The organism is Lysinibacillus sphaericus, assembly GCF_006864135.1.
In the GTDB taxonomy this organism is placed as follows: Bacteria; Bacillota; Bacilli; order Bacillales_A; family Planococcaceae; genus Lysinibacillus.
Genome location: NZ_SADV01000017.1, coordinates 1 through 19,629, shown reverse-complemented (window position 1 = coordinate 19,629; position 19,629 = coordinate 1). Strand labels below are relative to the sequence as shown.

At 38.9% G+C, this 19,629-nt stretch carries 28 protein-coding genes, 1 rRNA gene and 1 pseudogene; 28 read left to right on the top strand and 2 right to left on the bottom strand.

The genetic code is table 11. From position 1 onward, the window contains the following. Positions 1 to 14 precede the first annotated feature (14 nt). From rplE to C7Y47_RS17085, 26 genes and pseudogenes are all read left to right on the top strand, one after another. Positions 15 to 554, top strand: coding sequence for a 50S ribosomal protein L5 (gene rplE, locus C7Y47_RS17210; protein ID WP_079562362.1), 540 nt, complete (start codon positions 15 to 17; stop codon positions 552 to 554). Between the two features lie 21 nt (positions 555 to 575). Further along, positions 576 to 761 carry a type Z 30S ribosomal protein S14 gene (locus tag C7Y47_RS17205; protein WP_004233656.1) on the top strand — a complete coding sequence of 62 codons (186 nt, stop codon included), beginning with the start codon at positions 576 to 578 and terminating at the stop codon, positions 759 to 761. Between the two features lie 29 nt (positions 762 to 790). After that, a complete protein-coding gene (gene rpsH, locus C7Y47_RS17200) occupies positions 791 to 1,189 on the top strand; it encodes a 30S ribosomal protein S8 (RefSeq protein ID WP_008181717.1) in 399 nt (132 codons plus the stop codon). A 30-nt stretch (positions 1,190 to 1,219) separates the two neighbouring features. After that, complete coding sequence (gene rplF, locus C7Y47_RS17195) at positions 1,220 to 1,759, top strand: 50S ribosomal protein L6 (RefSeq protein ID WP_053482808.1); 540 nt, start codon at positions 1,220 to 1,222, stop codon at positions 1,757 to 1,759. Positions 1,760 to 1,791: 32 nt separating this feature from the next. After that, positions 1,792 to 2,151: a 50S ribosomal protein L18 gene (rplR, locus tag C7Y47_RS17190; RefSeq protein ID WP_142509893.1), complete on the top strand. Its 360-nt coding sequence runs from the start codon at positions 1,792 to 1,794 to the stop codon at positions 2,149 to 2,151. Between the two features lie 21 nt (positions 2,152 to 2,172). Further along, a complete protein-coding gene (gene rpsE, locus C7Y47_RS17185; protein ID WP_053482806.1) occupies positions 2,173 to 2,676 on the top strand; it encodes a 30S ribosomal protein S5 in 504 nt (167 codons plus the stop codon). 13 nt (positions 2,677 to 2,689) lie between these two features. Beyond that, positions 2,690 to 2,872, top strand: coding sequence for a 50S ribosomal protein L30 (rpmD, locus tag C7Y47_RS17180; RefSeq protein WP_142509892.1), 183 nt, complete (start codon positions 2,690 to 2,692; stop codon positions 2,870 to 2,872). Between the two features lie 34 nt (positions 2,873 to 2,906). Beyond that, on the top strand, positions 2,907 to 3,347 hold the full coding sequence (gene rplO, locus C7Y47_RS17175) for a 50S ribosomal protein L15 (RefSeq protein WP_142509891.1): 441 nt from the start codon (positions 2,907 to 2,909) through the stop codon (positions 3,345 to 3,347). Further along, positions 3,347 to 4,642, top strand: coding sequence for a preprotein translocase subunit SecY (secY, locus tag C7Y47_RS17170; RefSeq protein WP_142509890.1), 1,296 nt, complete (start codon positions 3,347 to 3,349; stop codon positions 4,640 to 4,642). The genes rplO and secY overlap by 1 nt, the downstream gene beginning before the upstream one ends. Before the next feature lie 70 nt (positions 4,643 to 4,712). Next, entirely contained in the window at positions 4,713 to 5,366 is a 654-nt protein-coding gene (locus tag C7Y47_RS17165; RefSeq protein ID WP_142509889.1) for an adenylate kinase, read from the top strand. A gap of 248 nt (positions 5,367 to 5,614) precedes the next feature. Beyond that, positions 5,615 to 5,692 (top strand): annotated as a pseudogene (locus C7Y47_RS17160) (type I methionyl aminopeptidase); the annotation flags it as partial. Between the two features lie 86 nt (positions 5,693 to 5,778). Next, positions 5,779 to 5,997 (top strand): translation initiation factor IF-1, encoded by a 219-nt coding sequence (infA, locus tag C7Y47_RS17155; RefSeq protein ID WP_004233690.1) that lies wholly within the window; start codon positions 5,779 to 5,781, stop codon positions 5,995 to 5,997. Between the two features lie 37 nt (positions 5,998 to 6,034). Then, the gene (gene rpmJ / locus C7Y47_RS17150) at positions 6,035 to 6,148 is read left to right on the top strand and encodes a 50S ribosomal protein L36 (protein WP_000868344.1); all 114 of its coding nucleotides are present in this window, start codon (positions 6,035 to 6,037) and stop codon (positions 6,146 to 6,148) included. A 24-nt stretch (positions 6,149 to 6,172) separates the two neighbouring features. Further along, on the top strand, positions 6,173 to 6,538 hold the full coding sequence (gene rpsM / locus C7Y47_RS17145) for a 30S ribosomal protein S13 (protein WP_049662875.1): 366 nt from the start codon (positions 6,173 to 6,175) through the stop codon (positions 6,536 to 6,538). Between the two features lie 25 nt (positions 6,539 to 6,563). Then, positions 6,564 to 6,953, top strand: coding sequence for a 30S ribosomal protein S11 (rpsK, locus tag C7Y47_RS17140; protein ID WP_142509888.1), 390 nt, complete (start codon positions 6,564 to 6,566; stop codon positions 6,951 to 6,953). A gap of 139 nt (positions 6,954 to 7,092) precedes the next feature. Further along, positions 7,093 to 8,037, top strand: coding sequence for a DNA-directed RNA polymerase subunit alpha (locus C7Y47_RS17135; protein WP_004233733.1), 945 nt, complete (start codon positions 7,093 to 7,095; stop codon positions 8,035 to 8,037). Positions 8,038 to 8,094: 57 nt separating this feature from the next. Beyond that, the gene (gene rplQ / locus C7Y47_RS17130; protein ID WP_012296051.1) at positions 8,095 to 8,475 is read left to right on the top strand and encodes a 50S ribosomal protein L17; all 381 of its coding nucleotides are present in this window, start codon (positions 8,095 to 8,097) and stop codon (positions 8,473 to 8,475) included. A gap of 493 nt (positions 8,476 to 8,968) precedes the next feature. After that, on the top strand, positions 8,969 to 9,814 hold the full coding sequence (locus C7Y47_RS17125; RefSeq protein ID WP_142509887.1) for an energy-coupling factor ABC transporter ATP-binding protein: 846 nt from the start codon (positions 8,969 to 8,971) through the stop codon (positions 9,812 to 9,814). Then, complete coding sequence (locus tag C7Y47_RS17120) at positions 9,790 to 10,662, top strand: energy-coupling factor ABC transporter ATP-binding protein (protein WP_142509886.1); 873 nt, start codon at positions 9,790 to 9,792, stop codon at positions 10,660 to 10,662. Before C7Y47_RS17125 ends, C7Y47_RS17120 begins: the two co-directional genes overlap by 25 nt. Then, positions 10,659 to 11,456, top strand: a complete 798-nt coding sequence (locus tag C7Y47_RS17115) for an energy-coupling factor transporter transmembrane component T family protein (RefSeq protein ID WP_142509885.1) — start codon at positions 10,659 to 10,661, stop codon at positions 11,454 to 11,456. Before C7Y47_RS17120 ends, C7Y47_RS17115 begins: the two co-directional genes overlap by 4 nt. 14 nt (positions 11,457 to 11,470) lie before the next feature. After that, positions 11,471 to 12,211, top strand: a complete 741-nt coding sequence (truA, locus tag C7Y47_RS17110) for a tRNA pseudouridine(38-40) synthase TruA (protein ID WP_142509884.1) — start codon at positions 11,471 to 11,473, stop codon at positions 12,209 to 12,211. A gap of 452 nt (positions 12,212 to 12,663) precedes the next feature. Beyond that, a complete protein-coding gene (rplM, locus tag C7Y47_RS17105) occupies positions 12,664 to 13,101 on the top strand; it encodes a 50S ribosomal protein L13 (protein ID WP_049662886.1) in 438 nt (145 codons plus the stop codon). A 25-nt stretch (positions 13,102 to 13,126) separates the two neighbouring features. Further along, the gene (gene rpsI / locus C7Y47_RS17100; RefSeq protein ID WP_004233744.1) at positions 13,127 to 13,519 is read left to right on the top strand and encodes a 30S ribosomal protein S9; all 393 of its coding nucleotides are present in this window, start codon (positions 13,127 to 13,129) and stop codon (positions 13,517 to 13,519) included. Positions 13,520 to 13,720: 201 nt separating this feature from the next. Beyond that, positions 13,721 to 14,671 carry a DUF4822 domain-containing protein gene (locus C7Y47_RS17095; RefSeq protein ID WP_142509883.1) on the top strand — a complete coding sequence of 317 codons (951 nt, stop codon included), beginning with the start codon at positions 13,721 to 13,723 and terminating at the stop codon, positions 14,669 to 14,671. Between the two features lie 179 nt (positions 14,672 to 14,850). After that, on the top strand, positions 14,851 to 15,564 hold the full coding sequence (locus C7Y47_RS17090) for an N-acetylmuramoyl-L-alanine amidase (protein WP_142509882.1): 714 nt from the start codon (positions 14,851 to 14,853) through the stop codon (positions 15,562 to 15,564). A gap of 72 nt (positions 15,565 to 15,636) precedes the next feature. Then, positions 15,637 to 16,692, top strand: coding sequence for a P-loop NTPase (locus tag C7Y47_RS17085; protein WP_142509881.1), 1,056 nt, complete (start codon positions 15,637 to 15,639; stop codon positions 16,690 to 16,692). A 54-nt stretch (positions 16,693 to 16,746) separates the two neighbouring features. Here C7Y47_RS17085 and gerD read toward each other — a convergent pair whose 3' ends face one another. Continuing rightward, the gene (gene gerD, locus C7Y47_RS17080; RefSeq protein ID WP_142509880.1) at positions 16,747 to 17,349 is read right to left on the bottom strand and encodes a spore germination lipoprotein GerD; all 603 of its coding nucleotides are present in this window, start codon (positions 17,347 to 17,349) and stop codon (positions 16,747 to 16,749) included. A gap of 153 nt (positions 17,350 to 17,502) precedes the next feature. Here gerD and C7Y47_RS17075 point away from each other — a divergent pair, with 153 nt between their 5' ends. Continuing rightward, a complete protein-coding gene (locus tag C7Y47_RS17075; RefSeq protein ID WP_142509879.1) occupies positions 17,503 to 18,180 on the top strand; it encodes a KinB-signaling pathway activation protein in 678 nt (225 codons plus the stop codon). Between the two features lie 40 nt (positions 18,181 to 18,220). Here C7Y47_RS17075 and C7Y47_RS17070 read toward each other — a convergent pair whose 3' ends face one another. Next, the gene (locus tag C7Y47_RS17070) at positions 18,221 to 18,877 is read right to left on the bottom strand and encodes a hypothetical protein (RefSeq protein WP_142509878.1); all 657 of its coding nucleotides are present in this window, start codon (positions 18,875 to 18,877) and stop codon (positions 18,221 to 18,223) included. A gap of 535 nt (positions 18,878 to 19,412) precedes the next feature. On the opposite strand from C7Y47_RS17070, the gene C7Y47_RS17065 reads away from it, so the two are divergent. Next, a 16S ribosomal RNA gene (locus tag C7Y47_RS17065) occupies positions 19,413 to 19,629 on the top strand; the annotation flags it as partial.

The following is a 19,629-nucleotide window of genomic DNA, read 5'->3' as shown; positions in this document are numbered from 1 at the left end:
AGGGAGGTACACAAATGAGCCGCCTAAAAGAAAAATATTTAAATGAAGTTTCAACTGCTCTTATGAGCAAGTTTGGATATAAATCAGTTATGCAATTGCCGAAAGTTGACAAAATCGTTATCAACATGGGTGTTGGTGATGCAGTTCAAAACTCAAAAGCATTAGATGCAGCTGTAGAAGAATTAACAATTATCACTGGTCAAAAACCAGTTGTAACTAAAGCGAAAAAATCGATCGCAGGTTTCCGTCTACGTGAAGGTATGCCTATCGGTGCTAAAGTTACATTACGCGGTGAGCGTATGTATGAATTCTTGGACAAATTAATCTCAATTTCACTACCTCGTGTACGTGACTTCCGTGGTGTTTCTAAAAAAGCATTCGACGGTCGCGGTAACTACACTTTAGGTGTTAAAGAGCAATTAATTTTCCCAGAAATCGATTACGATAAAGTTTCAAAAGTACGCGGTATGGACATCGTGATCGTAACGACAGCGAATTCTGATGAAGAAGCTCGCGAGTTATTGACACAATTCGGTATGCCGTTCCAAAAGTAATTAAACAAGGAGGGCGAAAACGTGGCTAAAAAATCTATGATCGTTAAACAACAACGTAAGCAAAAGTTTAAAGTGCAAGAATATACACGTTGTGAACGCTGTGGCCGTCCACACTCTGTATATCGCAAATTCAAACTTTGCCGTATTTGTTTCCGAGAACTTGCATATAAGGGACAAATTCCTGGCGTGAAAAAAGCCAGCTGGTAATCCCCTAATTTGGGAAGGAGGTAAATGTAATGACAATGACTGATCCGATTGCAGATATGCTTACTCGCATTCGTAATGCGAACATGGTTCGTCACGAGAAGTTAGAAGTACCAGCTTCCAACGTGAAAAAAGAAATCGCTGAAATTTTAAAGCGTGAAGGTTTCGTACGTGACGTAGAATACGTGGAAGACAACAAACAAGGTATCATCCGTATCTTCTTAAAATACGGTAAAGATAACGAGCGCGTTATCACTGGTTTAAAACGTATTTCTAAACCTGGTCTACGAGTATACGCAAAAACAAATGAAGTTCCTAAAGTACTGAACGGTCTTGGTATCGCTTTAGTGTCAACTTCACAAGGTTTATTAACAGATAAAGAAGCTCGCGCTAAACAAGTTGGCGGCGAAGTTCTAGCATACGTTTGGTAATTAGCAATAAATGAATGGAGGTGCAACTAAATGTCTCGTGTAGGTAAAAAAATTATCGAGGTACCAGCTAACGTAACTGTTACTGTTGCAGCTGACAACTCAGTTACCGTTAAAGGTCCTAAAGGCGAACTTGTTCGTTCTTTCCACCAAGATATGAAAATTGAGCAAGAAGGTAACGTAATCACTGTATCTCGTCCTTCTGATTCAAAAGAACACCGCACAAACCACGGTACGACTCGTGCGCTATTAGCGAACATGGTTACTGGTGTTTCTGCAGGTTTCGAAAAATCATTAGAACTTATCGGTGTTGGTTACCGTGCGCAATTACAAGGAAAAAAACTTGTTCTTAACGTAGGTTATTCACATCCAGTTGAGTTCACACCTGAAGATGGTCTAGAAGTTGAAGTTCCTTCAAACACTAAAATCATCGTTAAAGGTATCAGCAAAGAACGTGTTGGTGCTCTTGCATCTAACATCCGTGACGTGCGTCCACCAGAGCCTTACAAAGGTAAAGGTATCCGTTATGAAGGCGAATACGTTCGTCGTAAAGAAGGTAAAACAGGTAAATAATGCTGCTTAAGCATTAGAAAGGAGTGACCCTTGTGATTACGAAACAAGATAAAAATCAGGTTCGTAAAAAACGTCATGCACGCGTACGTTCTAAAATTTCGGGTACTGCTGAGCGTCCACGCTTAAACGTATTCCGTTCTAACAAGAACATCTACGCGCAACTAATCGATGACGTAGCAGGCGTAACAATCGTTAGCGCATCTTCTCAAGAAAATGGTTTTGAAAGTGCTGGTAGCAATGTTGATGCTGCAACTAAAGTCGGTGAAACAATCGCAAAACGCGCTACGGAAAAAAATATTACTGCTGTAGTATTTGACCGTGGTGGTTACTTATATCATGGACGTGTTAAAGCTTTAGCTGAAGCTGCACGTGAGAACGGTTTAGAATTTTAATAAAAAGGAGGGACACATTTCATGAGTCGAATTGACGCAAACAAACTTGGAGAACTTGAAGAACGCGTAGTTACTATTAACCGTGTTGCTAAAGTTGTTAAAGGTGGACGTCGCTTCCGCTTCACAGCGTTAGTTGTAGTTGGCGATAAAAACGGTCACGTTGGTTTCGGTACTGGTAAAGCTCAAGAGGTGCCAGATGCTATCCGTAAAGCTGTTGAAGATGCGAAGAAAAACTTAATCGAAGTGCCACGCGTAGGTGGAACAACTCCACACTTAGTGCAAGGTCGCTTTGGTGCAGGAGAAATCCTAATTAAACCTGCTGCTCCTGGTACAGGAGTTATCGCTGGTGGTCCAGTACGTGCCGTACTAGAACTTGCTGGTATTACTGATATTCTTTCAAAATCACTTGGAACTAACACACCAATCAATATGGTGCGTGCAACTATTCAAGGTTTAACTGAATTAAAACGCGTAGAGGACGTAGCTAAATTACGTGGTAAATCAGTGGAAGAAATATTAGGATAAGGGGGGAAAGATAATGGCTAACAAATTAGAAATCACCCTTACAAAATCTGTGATTGGTTCTAAACCAGCACAACGCAAAACTATTGAAGCACTAGGTTTACGTAAATTAAACCAAACTGTTGAGAAAGTTGATAATGCAGCTACTCGCGGTATGATTGATGTAGTAGCTCACTTAGTTACTGTAAAAGAAAACTAATTTTTAATTAACGAACAAGGAGGTGCCATCCAATATGAAACTTCATGAGTTAAAACCAGCAGAAGGTTCCCGTAAAGTACGTAACCGCGTAGGTCGCGGTATCGGTTCTGGTAACGGTAAAACTGCAGGTAGAGGTCATAAAGGTCAAAACTCTCGTTCTGGCGGCGGTGTACGCCCTGGATTCGAAGGTGGTCAAAACCCTTTATTCCGTCGTTTACCGAAACGCGGCTTTACTAACATTAACCGTAAAGAGTACGCGATCGTTAATCTTGACACATTAAACCGTTTTGAAGATGGTGCAGAAGTAACAACTGCATTATTACTTGAATCAGGTTTAGTGAGCAATGAAAAAGCTGGAATTAAAGTTCTTGGAAACGGAACTCTTGATAAAAAGCTTACAGTAAAAGCTCATAAATTCTCTGCTTCAGCTAAAGAAGCAATCGAGAATGCCGGCGGAACTACTGAGGTGATTTAATGTTTCAGACGATCTCTAACTTTATGCGTGTTCGAGATATACGAAATAAAATCATTTTCACTCTTTTAATGTTAATCGTTTTCCGTATTGGTACGTTTGTACCGGTACCAAACGTTGACGCTAATGTATTAAAGGTAACTGATGAGTTCAATCTCGTTGGTTTCCTAAATACTTTCGGCGGTGGTGCTTTGAAAAACTTCTCTATCTTCGCGATGGGAATATATCCATACATCACGGCCTCAATTATTGTTCAGTTATTGCAAATGGACGTAGTACCGAAATTTGCTGAGTGGGCAAAGCAAGGTGAAGTCGGAAGACGTAAACTTGCTCAATTTACTCGTTACTTTACAATTGTTCTTGCCTTTATTCAATCATTTGCAATGTCATTTGGTTTTAACAAAATGTATGGTGGATCATTGATTAAAGAAGAAGGAATTTTAACGTATGTTACGATTTCTATTGTATTAACGGCGGGTACAGCATTCCTAGTATGGCTTGCTGAACAAATTACTGCGCATGGTGTTGGGAATGGTATTTCAATTGTAATTTTCGCAGGTATCGTTGCGGCATTACCGAATGGCATTAACCAAATCTATGCACAGCAAATCGAGGGCGCTGGAGATAAGCTATTTATCAATCTAGTAATTCTTGGTTTACTTATTTTAGTTTTGCTTGCAGTTGTTGTTGGTGTTATTTACGTGCAACAAGCACTACGTAAAATTCCAATTCAATATGCAAAACGAGTTACTGGACGTAACCAACAAACTGGTGCTCAACAAACGCATTTACCGTTAAAAGTAAATGCTGCAGGGGTTATTCCGGTAATCTTTGCATCAGCGTTTCTGATGACACCACGTACGTTAGCTCCGTTCTTTGGCGAAGGTGCTGTAACAACATTCATTGAGAACACGTTTGATTATTCTAAACCTGTTGGGATGATTGTTTACATTGCATTGATCGTCGCGTTCACATATTTCTATGCATTCGTACAAGTGAATCCAGAAAATGTGGCAGATAACTTGAAAAAGCAAGGTGCTTACATTCCAGGTATTCGTCCGGGTGAAAGTACGCAAACGTATTTAACAAGCGTGTTATATCGTCTGACATTTGTCGGTGCGATTTTCTTAACTGTTATTTCAGTAATGCCGGTTATATTCATAAACATTATGAAACTACCTGCCACAGTGCAGATCGGTGGTACTAGTATTATTATCGTAGTCGGCGTAGCGCTGGAAACGATGAAACAGCTAGAATCTCAACTTGTTAAACGTCACTACAAAGGCTTTATGAAGTAATGTTGGTTTTTAGGGAACGTTTTATCGTTTCCTGAAATCAGCAAACCTTTTGTGGGAGGATTATTTCCGTATGAATATCGTTTTAATGGGTCTGCCAGGTGCTGGTAAAGGTACACAGGCAGATAAAATTGTTGAGAAGTACGCGATTCCTCATATTTCTACAGGCGATATGTTCCGTGCTGCTATGAAAGATGGTACAGAACTTGGCTTGCAAGCTAAATCGTTTATTGATCAAGGTGCTCTAGTACCTGATGAAGTAACGATTGGTATTGTTCGAGAACGACTTGCTAAACATGATTGTGAAAAGGGCTTCTTACTAGATGGATTCCCACGTACTGTTCCTCAAGCTGAAGCTTTAGACAGCATTCTTGCTGATCTTGGTAAAGCTATTGAGCATACAATTAACATTCAAGTTGAAAAAGATGAGCTAGTTGCTCGTCTGTCAGGTCGTCGTATTTGTAAAACTTGCGGTACATCTTATCATCTTGTTTTCAATCCTCCAGCTGAGGAAGGGAAATGTGATAAAGATGGTGGCGAGCTTTATACACGTGCGGATGATAATCCTGAAACGGTTGCAAACCGTCTGGAAGTAAATATGAAACAAGCACAACCTTTACTTGACTACTATGAAGTTAAAGGTGTGTTAACAAATATTGATGGACAGCAAGATATTAACAAAGTGTTTGCTGATCTTGATGCTCTATTACAGGGCAGCCGCAGCTGATACCCGGCTCCGGGCGCAGAATACTGCTTCCGCGGGAGGCATGCGGGAGCAACAACGAAACATAATTTTTTGAGAGTTGCAAAAGCATATTGTGCCCGGTATATATTTCTTTTAAAAAGTGCAACATGACTTTTGAAAGAGTATAATGGGTTTCGTGGAAGCATCTGTGTAACGGGTATGAATATCTCATCAAAGACATTCCGGTATTCGTGTAAACATGGGAGGTTCAGTGCCCTTAATGGTTCTGTATGTTCCGTGGATTGTGTGAAGCGAAACCAGACGAGCGTCTTTCAAACATCTCTCATACAATCCAAACATATGTTGAAACGAGGTTGCTTCTATAGTTGCAGCAGATATCCGTTTGATGTAACGATGAGAACTTTAATTTGCATATAGAGAGGAGACAGAGTAGATGGCGAAAGATGATGTAATTGAAGTCGAAGGGACAGTTGTTGAGACTTTGCCAAACGCGATGTTTAAGGTAGAATTAGAAAATGGACATGTAATTCTAGCACACGTTTCTGGTAAGATTCGTATGCACTTTATCCGTATTCTACCTGGAGATAAGGTTACTATCGAGTTATCACCTTATGATTTAACTCGCGGTCGTATCACATACCGTTTTAAATAATCTTTTGCGCTCCGGACTACTAAGGAGGTTAGGTTAGATGAAAGTGAGACCATCTGTAAAACCGATCTGCGAAAAATGTAAAGTAATTCGCCGACGCGGTAAAGTAATGGTAATTTGTGAAAATCCTAAACACAAACAAAAACAAGGATAATTTTAAAGGAGGTGCACAACGTACATGGCACGTATTGCTGGTGTTGACATTCCTCGCGACAAACGCGTGGTAATTTCATTAACTTACATTTACGGTATTGGTAAAACTACAGCTCAGAAAGTATTAGCTGACGCAGGTATTTCAGAAGATACACGCGTACGCGACTTAACTGAAGATGAGTTAAACAAAATCCGTGAACAATTAGACTCATACAAACTTGAAGGTGACTTACGTCGCGAAACTTCATTAAATATTAAACGTCTGATGGAAATCGGTTCATTCCGTGGTATCCGTCACCGTCGTGGTTTACCTGTTCGTGGTCAAAATACGAAGAACAATGCGCGTACGCGTAAAGGTCCTCGTAAAACTGTAGCGAACAAGAAAAAATAATAAGTAAAGGAGGTTCCTTCTTAACATGGCTCGTAAACAACAAACTCGTAAACGTCGTGTGAAAAAGAATATCGAATCTGGTATCGCACACATTCGTTCTACATTTAACAATACAATCGTAACGATTACAGATATGCAAGGTAACGCTGTATCTTGGTCAAGTGCTGGTGCTCTTGGTTTCCGTGGTTCACGTAAATCTACACCATTCGCTGCTCAAATGGCTGCAGAGACTGCTGCTAAATCATCCCTTGAACATGGTCTGAAAACGTTGGAAGTAACTGTTAAAGGTCCTGGTGCAGGTCGTGAAGCTGCAATTCGTGCACTTCAAGCTGCTGGTTTAGATGTAACTGCTATTAAAGACGTTACTCCAGTTCCTCATAATGGTTGCCGTCCGCCAAAACGTCGTCGCGTGTAATGGGTGCGTCTCATATTGTATGAGAACATCATTTTTTGTACAGACTGTCTTGTGCAGATAATAAACGATACGTCATTGACGATCGAATCTATGATGGAAAGAACCTATACATTCGATGTTTTGAAGGAGGGTAAATAAAATGATCGAAATTGAAAAACCAAAGATTGAAACGGTGGAGATCAGCGAAGATTCCAAATATGGAAAGTTTGTTGTAGAACCGCTTGAACGCGGATATGGAAACACTTTGGGTAATTCTTTACGTCGTATCCTTCTGTCTTCATTACCAGGAGCTGCTGTCACTTCAATTCAAATTGACGGTGTTCTTCACGAATTCTCAACTGTAGAAGGCGTTGTAGAGGATGTAGCTTCAATTATTTTGAACGTGAAAAAACTAGCTCTTAAAATCTACTCTGACGAAGAAAAAGTTATTGAGATTGATGTAAAAGGCGATGGTACAGTTACAGCTGCTGACATTACACATGACAGTGATGTAGAAATTTTAAACCCGGATCTATATATTGCAACAATCGCTAAAAACGGTCATTTACGTATGCGTATGTACGCACAACGCGGCCGTGGTTACACTCCTGCTGATCAAAACAAACGTGAGGATCTTCCTATCGGCGTGATCCCGATCGACTCTATTTACACTCCAGTATCACGCGTCAATTTCCAAGTGGAAAATACTCGTGTAGGTCAGTCTTCTGACTACGATAAACTTTCTCTTGATGTGTGGACAGATGGTAGCATCGGTCCGAAAGAGGCGATTTCGCTCGGAGCAAAAATTTTAACCGAGCATCTAAACATCTTCGTTGGCATGACAGATGAGGCACAAACAGCTGAAATCATGGTCGAAAAAGAAGAAGATCAAAAAGAAAAAGTTTTAGAGATGACTATCGAAGAACTTGATCTTTCTGTCCGTTCTTACAACTGCTTAAAACGCGCTGGTATTAACACAGTACTAGAGCTTGCGAATAAGTCAGAAGACGATATGATGAAAGTTCGTAACCTTGGACGTAAGTCACTTGAAGAGGTAAAAGCGAAGTTAGAAGAGCTTGGTTTAGGGTTACGCAAAGAAGACTAAGCGATTTAAACAAAACTTACAAGATCAGATATTTTTTTATAAAGGAGGGAAACATCCATGGGTTACAGAAAACTTGGTCGTACAAGTTCTCAACGTAAAGCGATGTTACGTGACTTAGCTACTGATTTAATCATCAACGAGCGTATCGAAACTACTGAGGCTCGCGCTAAAGAAGTACGTAAAGCTGTTGAAAAAATGATTACTTTAGGTAAACGCGGTGATTTACATGCACGCCGTCAAGCTGCTGCATTCATCCGTCGTGAACTAGTAACAACTACTGATGCAGAAGGTAACGAAACAACTTCATTTGCACTTCAAAAGTTATTTGATGATGTTGCACCACGTTATGCAGAGCGTCAAGGTGGTTACACTCGTATTCTTAAAGTAGGTCCTCGTCGTGGTGACGGTGCACCTGTTGTAGTGATTGAATTAGTTTAATCATTAGAGAAGACAAGTGATGAAGAGGGTGGAATCATCACCCTCTTTCTTTATAAACGATTTATACGACAAATAATTAAGCTGAGCGTTATGATGAGCGGACACTGTTGTGTGGCGTCTCGTTTAGCTCTCCGTACCTCATTCAAATGGAACAAGGGCTTGAGCACCCGTGTTTCTTGAAAATGTAACGACTAGCGCATTTCGAATGAGGTGCGCGCTTTTTTATTTTTTAGGGAAGTATGATAGCGCCAATTTAGTGGTGCTTTTTTTTATAGGCTGATTTATAGAATGCAGTTACGGTAATGTTTGAGGTGCTCCACACAAATATTTGATGTATTCTATAAATTATATTTAGTCCTATTTGTTTTAAAAAAATAAATGAAAAGTGATTTTAGCACTTTTCTTTTATTGACATAATGATTGTAGTAGAATTCATACATAAAAAAGTGTAAGTTAGTTAGTAGAGCTGAGCATGTAGAGAGGAGTTCTAGAAATGCCAGAAATTTTATCATTAAATAATGTGACATTTTCATATACACCAGAAGAAAAAGAAAGTCGCAATGCTGTTGAAAATGTAAGCTTTGCGGTTCAAGAAGGGGAATGGATTGCCATTGTTGGCCATAACGGTTCTGGTAAATCCACCATTGCAAAGCTTATGAATGGTTTGTTATACCCACAGCAGGGCGATGTACGTATATTACGAGAACCATTAAGTGAAGAAAACCTATGGGAAAGCCGTTCACAGATAGGCATGGTTTTCCAAAATCCAGACAATCAATTTGTTGGAGCGACAGTGCAGGATGATGTTGCTTTTGCTCTTGAAAATAACGGAGTACCGTTTGAAGAGATGGTAGAACGTGTACATGCGGCACTTGAGCAAGTAAAAATGAGCGATTTTTTAGACCATGAGCCACATCACTTATCAGGTGGTCAAAAGCAGCGTGTTGCTATTGCAGGTGCACTTGCGATGAAACCCAAGCTCCTTATATTAGATGAAGCTACTTCTATGTTAGATCCACAGGGGCGTGCTGAGGTATTACACACTGTTCAAACTTTACGTGCTGAAACAGGGTTAACGGTAATATCTATTACGCATGATTTAGAGGAAGCTATGCTTGCAGATCGTGTTCTCTTTATGAATGATGGAAAGAAATTTGCTGAGGGTACACCTGGTGAAATTTTTGCACTTGGGGACAAGTTAGTTGAGTTTGGACTAGACTTACCATTTGCCATGAAGTTATCAAAGTTACTACAAAAGGAAGGTGTTCCATTAATGGGACAACATATGACAGAAGAAGAGTTGGTGAATGATTTATGGACATCAAACTTCAACAAGTAAGCTATGCCTATTCACAGGGTACACCTTTTGAAAAACGTGCATTATTCGATGTGGATTTTGAAATCCCTTCACATACGTATCAGGCAATTATCGGACATACAGGTTCCGGTAAATCGACAATTCTTCAGCATTTCAATGCACTTCTAAGACCAACCTCTGGGGAAGTACATATAGGAGATCGTATTGTTGTAGCTGGGAAAAAGGCGAAGGATTTAAAGGCTGTACGTCATAAGGTTGGTATTGTGTTTCAATTCCCGGAGCATCAGCTGTTTGAAGAAACCGTATTAAAGGATATTATGTTTGGCCCTATGAATTTTGGTGTATCAGAGCAAGAGGCAGAAGCACGAGCAAAAGAACTTATAGGCTTAGTCGGCTTACCAGAGAACATACTTGAAAAATCACCTTTTGATTTATCAGGCGGACAAATGCGCAGGGTAGCAATTGCAGGCGTTTTAGCGATGGAACCTGAAGTTATTGTTTTAGATGAACCAACTGCAGGGCTTGATCCACGCGGTCAGAAAGAGATTATGAATATGTTTTATAAGCTACACAAGGAACGCGGCCTAACGACGATTCTTGTAACGCACAGTATGGAGGACGCAGCTCGTTATGCAGACAATATTGTCATTATGCATGAAGGGAAAAATGTACTAAGTGGCACACCGCAAGAAATTTTTAAAGATGTAGAGACATTAAAAAATTTCCGCTTAGAACCACCCCGTATCGTACGCTTTCAACAAAAAATCGAAGCAATGATAAACAAATCCTTCTCAAAGATCTGCTTAACCGAAGAAGAGCTAGCAGCTGAAATTGCTCGGGTACTAAGAGAGGAGCGTGGACAGTCATGATGGAGAAAATGATATTTGGTCGCTTCCTTCCCGGAAATTCTCCAGTTCATAAGCTCGATCCACGATCAAAGCTTATATTTGTGTTTGCATTCATTATTATTGTTTTTTTAGCAAACAACACAGTGACATATGCCTTGTTATTAGCTTTTACTTTACTCATTGTGCTAATATCAAATATTCGTTTATATTTTTTAATTAATGGTCTAAAACCAGTAATTTTTTTAATGGCATTTACCTTCTTAATTCATATATTTATGACGAAAGAAGGTGCATTAGTATTTGAGTGGAAGTTTATTACTATTTACGAAGAAGGTATTCGTCAAGGGATCTTTATTTCGATACGTTTCCTAGTTCTAGTGTTTATGACATCTATTTTAACGCTTACAACATCACCAATTTCCATTACGGATGGTATTGAAGTACTGTTAAATCCATTAAAAGCGGTGAAAGTGCCAGTACATGAGTTGGCTTTGATGATGTCTATTTCATTGCGCTTTATTCCAACGTTAATGGATGAAACAGATAAAATTATGAAAGCACAAATGGCACGTGGTTCAGATTTATCTTCTGGGCCAATTAAAGATCGCCTTAAAGCGGTTGTGCCATTACTGGTTCCTCTCTTTGTCAGTGCTTTTAAACGAGCCGAAGATTTAGCAACAGCTATGGAAGTAAGAGGTTACCGTGGAGGCGAAGGGCGTACGAGGTATCGCAAGCTAAAATGGGATATGAGTGATACATTTTCACTTGTGTTATTAGTAGCAATGGCCGTTTTACTATTCTTCTATAGAAGTTAAAAGGAGTAAGCTTTATGCGACGATTAAAAGCAATTATAAGTTATGATGGAACGCAATTTTCTGGGTATCAAGTACAGCCTGGAGAACGCACAGTACAGGCTGAGGTTGAGCGTGTTCTAGCCATTATGCATAAAGGGGAAAAGATAAAGGTAACAGCTAGTGGACGTACAGATGCGAGGGTACATGCAACAGGCCAAACATTGCATTTTGATTCACCACTAGCGATTCCGGTAGATAAATACATGAAGGCATTAAATGTTCAACTGCCAAGAGATATTCGAGTAATGTCGATGGAAGAAGTAGCTGCTGATTTTCATGCGCGCTACAGTGTAACAGGAAAGCGGTACCGATATATATGGTCATGTGAGCCTGTACAAAGTCCATTCCGCAGACAATACACTGTAGAGACAAATGGTGTGAAACCAAATGTTGAGGCAATGAAGGAGGCAGCAAAGGCTATTATCGGTACACATGACTTTTCATGCTTTTGTGCAGCCAATACAAGTGTCAAAGATAAGGTCCGTACAGTGACTACACTACAATTTGAGTGGTATGGTGAAGAGCTTCATATGGTGATTGAAGGAAATGGCTTCTTATATAATATGGTACGCATCATTGCAGGCACACTTTGGGAAGTTGGTATAGGACGTCGTGACATTGAGAACGTGGGGTTAGTCGTTCAATCTATGAATCGCGATAAGGCGGGTAAGACTGCACCTCCACAAGGCCTATATCTTGAGAAAGTCTTTTATTAAAATGGCTTATCCAAAGTTGGGCTGTCATTTGTTTAACGTATATCATGAGGATAAGTTGATTGGAGTGGAGACTGGGCGACTCCTCGGGGATCAGCGTCACAGATGAGACCCTGCAGCGTAGCGAAGCGGCTCATCGGACGCCCCCAGGAAAGCGCCCAGTCGGAACGGAAATCAACCACTCGTTTTGGTGATGAGCCATTATAATGGTATAAAATTTTTGACACGAAATAACATTATTATTTTAAAAATGAAGGCTCATAAAAGCCCTAATTTAACCAATCAATGAATCTGAACAACTTCGCCAGGTGTTTATTGAAATTGCTTGACTTTAAAAGTCATTCATTATATGATAACAGATGGTATTTTCATTACCACCACAAATAAGCCCCGAAAACTTATAGTGTAGTCTAATGAAAAATAACGGTAATCGAATCGATTAGGAGGATATATACATGCGTACAACATTCATGGCTAAAGGTCACGAAGTAGACCGTAAATGGCTAGTAGTTGATGCAGAAGGCCAAACTCTTGGACGTTTAGCTTCTGAAGTAGCTGCTATCTTACGTGGTAAACATAAACCAACATTCACACCAAACGTTGACACAGGTGATCACGTAATCATCATCAACGCTGACAAAATCCATTTAACTGGTAACAAATTAGAGGGTAAACTATACCGTCACCATACTCAATTTGCGGGTGGTTTAAAAACTCGTACTGCTGGTGAAATGCTAGACAAGTACCCAACAAGAATGATCGAATTAGCAATTAAAGGGATGCTTCCTAAAAACTCTTTAGGTCGCAAAATGTTCACTAAACTTAACGTTTACACTGGAACAGAGCATCCACATGCTGCACAAAAACCAGAAGCATACGAGCTTCGCGGATAATATAAATTAAGAGGAGGATATTACTTTGGCACAAGTTCAATACATCGGCACTGGTCGCCGTAAAAGCTCTGTAGCTCGCGTACGTTTAGTACCAGGTACAGGTAAAATTGTTATCAACAAACGTGAAATCGAAGAATACGTACCATTCGCTGCATTACGTGAAGTAATTAAGCAACCATTAGTAGCTACTGAAACTACAGGAAGCTATGACATCCACGTAAACGTTAACGGTGGTGGATACACTGGTCAAGCTGGTGCAGTACGTCACGGTATCGCTCGTGCTCTACTTCAAGTAGACCCAGATTTCCGTGCTGCATTAAAATCTGCTGGATTACTTACTCGTGATTCACGCATGAAAGAACGTAAAAAACCAGGTCTACGCGGCGCTCGTCGTGCACCTCAGTTCTCAAAACGTTAATATCGTTGTTATATCAACGTTTACAAGCCCTTTCTCGAATTTTCGAGAAGGGGTTTTTTAATGTTTTGATACTTCAAGTTCAAGTGTTTCAAAATATCCTGTGGCACTGTTGTTGTATAAATAGCAATTACGATGTGTAATTTATATAGAAATGGCTGATACTATTTTCAAGTTGGTAATTCTGAAAATGGAGGTCAATATATGAAAAAGCTATTAATATTATCCATTGCGGCAATGGCGCTTCTTGGTGCATGTGGTAATAAGACTGATGTAAAAAAAACTGAAGAAGTAAGAACAGGAAATAAGGCAGACCAAAGACAGGTAGAAATAACAGACGGTCAAGCAAATGCTGAAATTCTTAGTAGTTCAGATTGGCAAGCCACAAAAGTTTACGATAAAAATAATAAAGACTTAACAGCGGAAAATTCAAATTTAATGGGCCTAGCGAAATATGACGCTAATTCAGGACGCTATGAATTCTTCGATCCGAATACAGCTGGAAGCATCGACGATAAAGGGATTTTCTTTATTACGAATGATGGAAAGCGTAGAATATTGATCTCAGAAACGAAAAATTATCAAGAAATTGTGGCTATTACTAAGCTAACAAATTCAATGTTTACTTATAAACGAATGGGGAAAGATGCAAATGGTAGCGATGTAGAGGTATTTGTTGAGCATGTCCCTTATAAGGAAAAACATTTAACATTTACTGCACCAGATAAAAAATTAAATAATTCTACAGGCTCTATTGTTCAGGACGTTGATGGAGATAAAATTTTAGCTGGTACACTTTGGCAAGGAACAGTTGTATTAGATACAAGTAAAAATGATGTAACACAATATAATACAAATTTTATTAGCATTGCGAAATACGATGCTAATACGAATAAATATGAATTTTTCAATCCTGAAACAGGTAAAAGTCGTGGTGACTATGGATACTTTAATGTGATCGATGGAAATAAATTAAGAGCTCATGTTTCAATTGGTGAAAATAAATATGGGGTTGTACTCGAAATTACTGAACTAAATAATAAGAAATTCACATATATCAGAACTGGTAAAGATAAAGACGGTAAGGATATAACAGTATTTGTTGAGCATGAACCTTATGCAGGTAAGTATAAACCAGAATTTACACTAAAATAAAAATTAACGGCTTTAGTCCATGTATTATTAATGGAGTAATGCCGTTTTAGTATTACTAATAAAGTATCTTCCATTACAAGTTTAAACTCTCAACTTTAATACTTGAGAGTTTTTTTTACTTTCTGGCATAGTTCAATCACTAACTTCGTACACTATCTGTAAAAGGGTGGTGGATATGGGTGAAGCGCTGGCTTGCACTAGGAGTAATTATGCTAATGAGTATAGTGGTCGTGGCATATGAAACGAATGCTTCGAACCGTAACTTCTTCTTACCGAACCCACTTGGTGGCATAAAAATTGTCATTGATGCGGGACACGGAGGTCAGGATGGAGGTGCTTCAAAGGGCGAAGTAATTGAAAAGGATATTACACTTGCAATTGCGCAGCATGTGGAGAAGCAATTAAAGAAAAAAGGCGCAACAGTCGTAATGACACGAACAAAAGATGGCGATGTTATTGATGAGCACGCGACATCAGAAAAGTTTGGAACATTGAGAGAACGAAAAAAGCAGGACATCTTTTTAAGAAAAGACATAGTAGAAAAAGAAAAACCGGATATTTTTATTACAATTCATGCAAATGCCATTCCTGAAACAAAATGGCGTGGAGCTCAGGTGTTTTATCATAAAGAAGGACATGCTGAAAGTGAATTTTTAGCAAAGAGCATTCAAGATTCCATTCGCACTAATTTGAAAAATACAGATCGAGAAGCAATGTCTATACAACAAATCTATTTACTGAAAAAAGCTGAGGTACCTGCTGCACTAGTAGAAACAGGATTTATAAGTAATGATGAGGAACGTGCACTATTAACTGATAAGAAATACCAAGAAAAAATGGGAGATGCTATTGTTGAAGGTATAGAAGAGTATTTATTAGCTAAAATTGAATAGAGCAACAACACAACGTAAATCAAATCATATATGATATACTAACATTGAGATAATATAAGGGGAGTGTTCGTCGTGATAACTGAACAACAAGTACGGGAAATACTAGGACAACTACAAGATCCATTTTTACATAAATCATTTGCAGAAACAGACGGCATTACAAACGTAGCAATAAAAGAAGAGAAGAATCATGTCAGTGTAAAAATTGCGATTGCTAAAACTAATACACCTGAACAATTACAGCTACAAATGAAAATTGTTGAAACTCTGAAAGAAGCAGGTGCAAGTACAGTTGGTATTCGTTTCGAAGAGCTGTCAGCAGAAAAACTACAAAGCTTCCGTGGTGTAGCAACTGAGGCTGAGGCACAAGATATTTTATCTCCACTTAGCACAGTCCAAGTTATTTCAATTGCCTCTGGTAAAGGCGGTGTAGGGAAATCTACAGTTTCGGTTAACTTAGCTGTGGCATTAGCTCGTCTAGGTAAAAAAGTTGGCTTAATTGATGCTGATATTTATGGATTCAGTGTGCCTGATATGATGGGTGTTACAGATATGCCTAAAGTGGTAGACAATCGAATTTTCCCTGTTGATCGTTTAGGTGTGAAAATGATCTCAATGGGCTTCTTTGTTGAAAATAACGCACCGATTGTATGGCGTGGGCCAATGTTAGGGAAAGTGTTAGATCAGTTCTTCCGTGATGTAGAATGGGGTGAACTAGACTATCTACTATTGGACTTACCACCAGGTACAGGTGACGTTGCATTAGATATTCACCAAATGCTTCCTTCTTCAAAAGAAATTGTCGTAACAACACCGCATCCAACTGCAGCGTTCGTTGCTGCTCGTGCAGGTGCAATGGCTTTACAAACAGATCATGAAATTTTAGGTGTTATTGAAAACATGGCATGGTATGAATCGAAATCAGGTGATCGTGAATTCGTATTCGGTCAAGGTGGAGGTCCTAAGTTAGCAGAAGAATTACGTACAGAGCTACTTGGTCAAATTCCTCTTGGTCAGCCTGACTGGTCAGAGGAAGATTTTGCACCTTCTGTTTATGCTGAAAAACACACAACAGGACAAATTTATTTAGACATCGCGATGAACATCATTAATAAATTAAATAAATAATGAAAACGGATTTCCTCGAACAATGGAGGAAATCCGTTTTTCATATATGAGTGGTTACTCAGAGCCTTTTTGCTCATTACCTCCACCACTGCCACCAGCCTCTTTTTTACCGCCGCTAGCTTTACCTGTCTCGCCACCGCTCTTCTTAATAAGCTCCTGCCATTTCGTTTGCATAAGCGGACTTTCAATCGTTTCCTTGACGACTTCCTCCATTTGTTTTCTCATATTGGAGGATTTTAAAATAGTCTCTAACTGCTTTTGCATATCTGGCTGGCCAAAGAAAGCTTCCATATCTTTTTGGAAAGAGGGATCTTTTATTAATTCCTTCATAATATCCTGTTGCTGCTTTTGCATACTTTTAGCTACAGTTTCTTTAAACTTTGGATCTTCGAATGTTTTCTTCCAAAAGTCTTCTGCTTCTTTGGAAAGCAGTGTAGCTTCGGTAGCTTTTTTCACTTCATCATGCTCCAAAACCAATAATTCACGGAAACTTGGTTCTTCTAAAAGCTTTCGCAACGCCTTTTTACCATCCTCGGTTTGTAAAGAGTCGATCATTATTTTTTTTATTTCATCATAGGACATGGTAGAGGCTTTATCTGGTGAAGAACAGGCAGAAAGAAAAAGCATTAGGATTAGTAGTAAGAAGAATTTTTGCATCAATCGTCAGTCCTTTCTATAAATAGACTCTTTCAATTATTGTTCACATTTATGATGACTTTATGTATTGGTTACGATGAGAAATAGCTTTTTTAACAATGCATTGTTAAAATAAGTACAGATGTACATTTAGAAATTGGGGGACTTTTAGTTGTGACGATACGAAATTGGGCAAAGTTTTTCTTCTTTGCAATGCTCGTTGGTGGCGCAGTCAACGGACTTTGCAGTTTATTTATTCGATGGGACTTCTTTCAACCATACATAACAAACGGTCACTGGGGCGAATTTTTTGCCGGGCTTTTATGGATGGTTTTCTTAGGATTTACGATGAGTGTTATTGCACAAGCGGGCTTTTTTGCTTATTTAACGCTTCATCAAGTGGGAGTAAATATTTTTAGAACACTTACATTATGGAATTGGGTACAGCTGTTATTAATTGCTATTACTATTTTTGATATTATATTCTTCCGCTTTATACCAGGTGTAAAAGATGGTCAAAATTGGTTATTCTATGTTGGTTTGTTAATTGTATTACTATTAGGTGCTATTGCAACAGCCATTCAAAAAGTAAAATTAACAGGGAAAAAACATGTGTTCATTTCGGCATTATTTTTTATGATTGTCGTTACAACACTTGAATGGACAATTGCATTAATGGGTCGTGATGAAAATATTAACGAGTATGTTGCACTTTTACTATTCCCACTTCTCGCTGTAAATGCTTATCAATTATTAGTATTACCAAAATATAATGCAAAATCCGAAGAAGATCGTCAAAAATTAGAAGCGCGCCGCAAAGCACGTCGTCGTGAACAAGCTAAAAATGCATAATAAAAAGAAGTTGCCTCTATTTTTGGAGGCAACTTCTTTTTTATGGTGATTTTTTAGTTTGAACTTTATAGCCGAATATATTTTCTTCAATCGACATAAATTTATTTTGTTGTAGAAATGTATTCAGCTCTTTAAACGAGATCTTATTATTTTGGTGTAAAGACATAAAAACAAAATCTCCCTTTTGTAATTTAGGTGTTTTTTCACCTTTCCAGATGAGAGAGGGAGAAAGTATATTCATCTGCTGTTGAAATAAGTTGTTTTGTAAATCCTGCGAATACTGATGATTTCGTGTTGCAAACCAAAGTGGTGTTTTTTGAAAATGCTTTTCGTAAATTTTAATATCTTTTTGAACGACGGCAAGATCAATTGGCTTATCTACTGAATCCTCAGGTCCTAATAATCCTGTAGGTAGTTTTCGCTCTTGAATGATTTTTAGGTGCTCAGGTGAACGTTCAATCCATGCAGCATCTAACAATAGAAGCGGATAAGGTTCTTTTACAGTTTTAAGCCAGTCCAACAGGGTGTCATCAGAGAAAGAAATTTCGACAATAAGTGATGTACCATAATGTCCTTTTGTTACAACTGCTGGAGCATCAGCAATGTTGAATACAGAAATCATAGTAGAATTTATCGGCTTTATAAAGACAAATAGTATTACGATTAAAAACAGTGAAATCAACGTTTTACGAACCATCTTAACGACCTCGTTTCTATATTTTTAACTTCTTTCAGCAAATGTTTTCGTAGCGAAAGTGAAACGTCAGCTACAAATGTTTCCTGGGCGGTGAGATGAATGCGGATCTCAGCTACTACCTGTGAAAACGTCTAAGAACATCGTGTTGACCCAAAGCTTTGTCACGTCGCATCCATGCGATAACGGCTAACTGACCTGCATCGGTGCTACAGACGCTACACTTTCGCACAAAAAACATTTGCAGACCTAAGCATAAAGCCGATTCCGGACGCAATTAGCCGAGGCATAATTGATATGAAAAAATAAGTTCCTAAAAAAACTTATGATTTAGTGTTGACTTTCATGAATAATCGATGTTATTATGTATAAGTCGCCAAGAGGTGACGCAGTAAATGAAAAAATGAACCTTGAAAACTGAACAAGCAAAACGTAATCAATAAAGTTTTTACTAGCTAACCTTGAGTTAGTGAACGAAACAAAATTTTGGACATCAAACATGATGCCAGCAAAACAATTTGAGCTAATCAAATTTCTTTTTATGGAGAGTTTGATCCTGGCTCAGGACGAACGCTGGCGGCGTGCCTAATACATGCAAGTCGAGCGAACAGAAAAGGAGCTTGCTCCTTTGACGTTAGCGGCGGACGGGTGAGTAACACGTGGGCAACCTACCTTATAGTTTGGGATAACTCCGGGAAACCGGGGCTAATACCGAATAATCTATTTCACTTCATGGTGAAATACTGAAAGACGGT

Bases quoted from the DNA above. Each gene is read 5' to 3' on its own strand.
- rplM (WP_049662886.1), top strand. From the start codon at position 12,664: ATGCGTACAACATTCATGGCTAAAGGTCACGAAGTAGACCGTAAATGG.
- C7Y47_RS17095 (WP_142509883.1), top strand. From the start codon at position 13,721: ATGAAAAAGCTATTAATATTATCCATTGCGGCAATGGCGCTTCTTGGT.
- rplE (WP_079562362.1), top strand. From the start codon at position 15: ATGAGCCGCCTAAAAGAAAAATATTTAAATGAAGTTTCAACTGCTCTT.
- C7Y47_RS17125 (WP_142509887.1), top strand. From the start codon at position 8,969: ATGCCAGAAATTTTATCATTAAATAATGTGACATTTTCATATACACCA.
- infA (WP_004233690.1), top strand. From the start codon at position 5,779: ATGGCGAAAGATGATGTAATTGAAGTCGAAGGGACAGTTGTTGAGACT.
- C7Y47_RS17135 (WP_004233733.1), top strand. From the start codon at position 7,093: ATGATCGAAATTGAAAAACCAAAGATTGAAACGGTGGAGATCAGCGAA.
- rpmD (WP_142509892.1), top strand. From the start codon at position 2,690: ATGGCTAACAAATTAGAAATCACCCTTACAAAATCTGTGATTGGTTCT.
- gerD (WP_142509880.1), bottom strand. From the start codon at position 17,349: ATGCAAAAATTCTTCTTACTACTAATCCTAATGCTTTTTCTTTCTGCC.
- truA (WP_142509884.1), top strand. From the start codon at position 11,471: ATGCGACGATTAAAAGCAATTATAAGTTATGATGGAACGCAATTTTCT.
- C7Y47_RS17120 (WP_142509886.1), top strand. From the start codon at position 9,790: ATGGACATCAAACTTCAACAAGTAAGCTATGCCTATTCACAGGGTACA.
- rpsM (WP_049662875.1), top strand. From the start codon at position 6,173: ATGGCACGTATTGCTGGTGTTGACATTCCTCGCGACAAACGCGTGGTA.
- C7Y47_RS17165 (WP_142509889.1), top strand. From the start codon at position 4,713: ATGAATATCGTTTTAATGGGTCTGCCAGGTGCTGGTAAAGGTACACAG.
- C7Y47_RS17115 (WP_142509885.1), top strand. From the start codon at position 10,659: ATGATGGAGAAAATGATATTTGGTCGCTTCCTTCCCGGAAATTCTCCA.
- rplF (WP_053482808.1), top strand. From the start codon at position 1,220: ATGTCTCGTGTAGGTAAAAAAATTATCGAGGTACCAGCTAACGTAACT.
- rpmJ (WP_000868344.1), top strand. From the start codon at position 6,035: ATGAAAGTGAGACCATCTGTAAAACCGATCTGCGAAAAATGTAAAGTA.
- secY (WP_142509890.1), top strand. From the start codon at position 3,347: ATGTTTCAGACGATCTCTAACTTTATGCGTGTTCGAGATATACGAAAT.
- rplO (WP_142509891.1), top strand. From the start codon at position 2,907: ATGAAACTTCATGAGTTAAAACCAGCAGAAGGTTCCCGTAAAGTACGT.
- C7Y47_RS17070 (WP_142509878.1), bottom strand. From the start codon at position 18,877: ATGGTTCGTAAAACGTTGATTTCACTGTTTTTAATCGTAATACTATTT.
- rpsE (WP_053482806.1), top strand. From the start codon at position 2,173: ATGAGTCGAATTGACGCAAACAAACTTGGAGAACTTGAAGAACGCGTA.
- rpsH (WP_008181717.1), top strand. From the start codon at position 791: ATGACAATGACTGATCCGATTGCAGATATGCTTACTCGCATTCGTAAT.
- rpsK (WP_142509888.1), top strand. From the start codon at position 6,564: ATGGCTCGTAAACAACAAACTCGTAAACGTCGTGTGAAAAAGAATATC.
- rplQ (WP_012296051.1), top strand. From the start codon at position 8,095: ATGGGTTACAGAAAACTTGGTCGTACAAGTTCTCAACGTAAAGCGATG.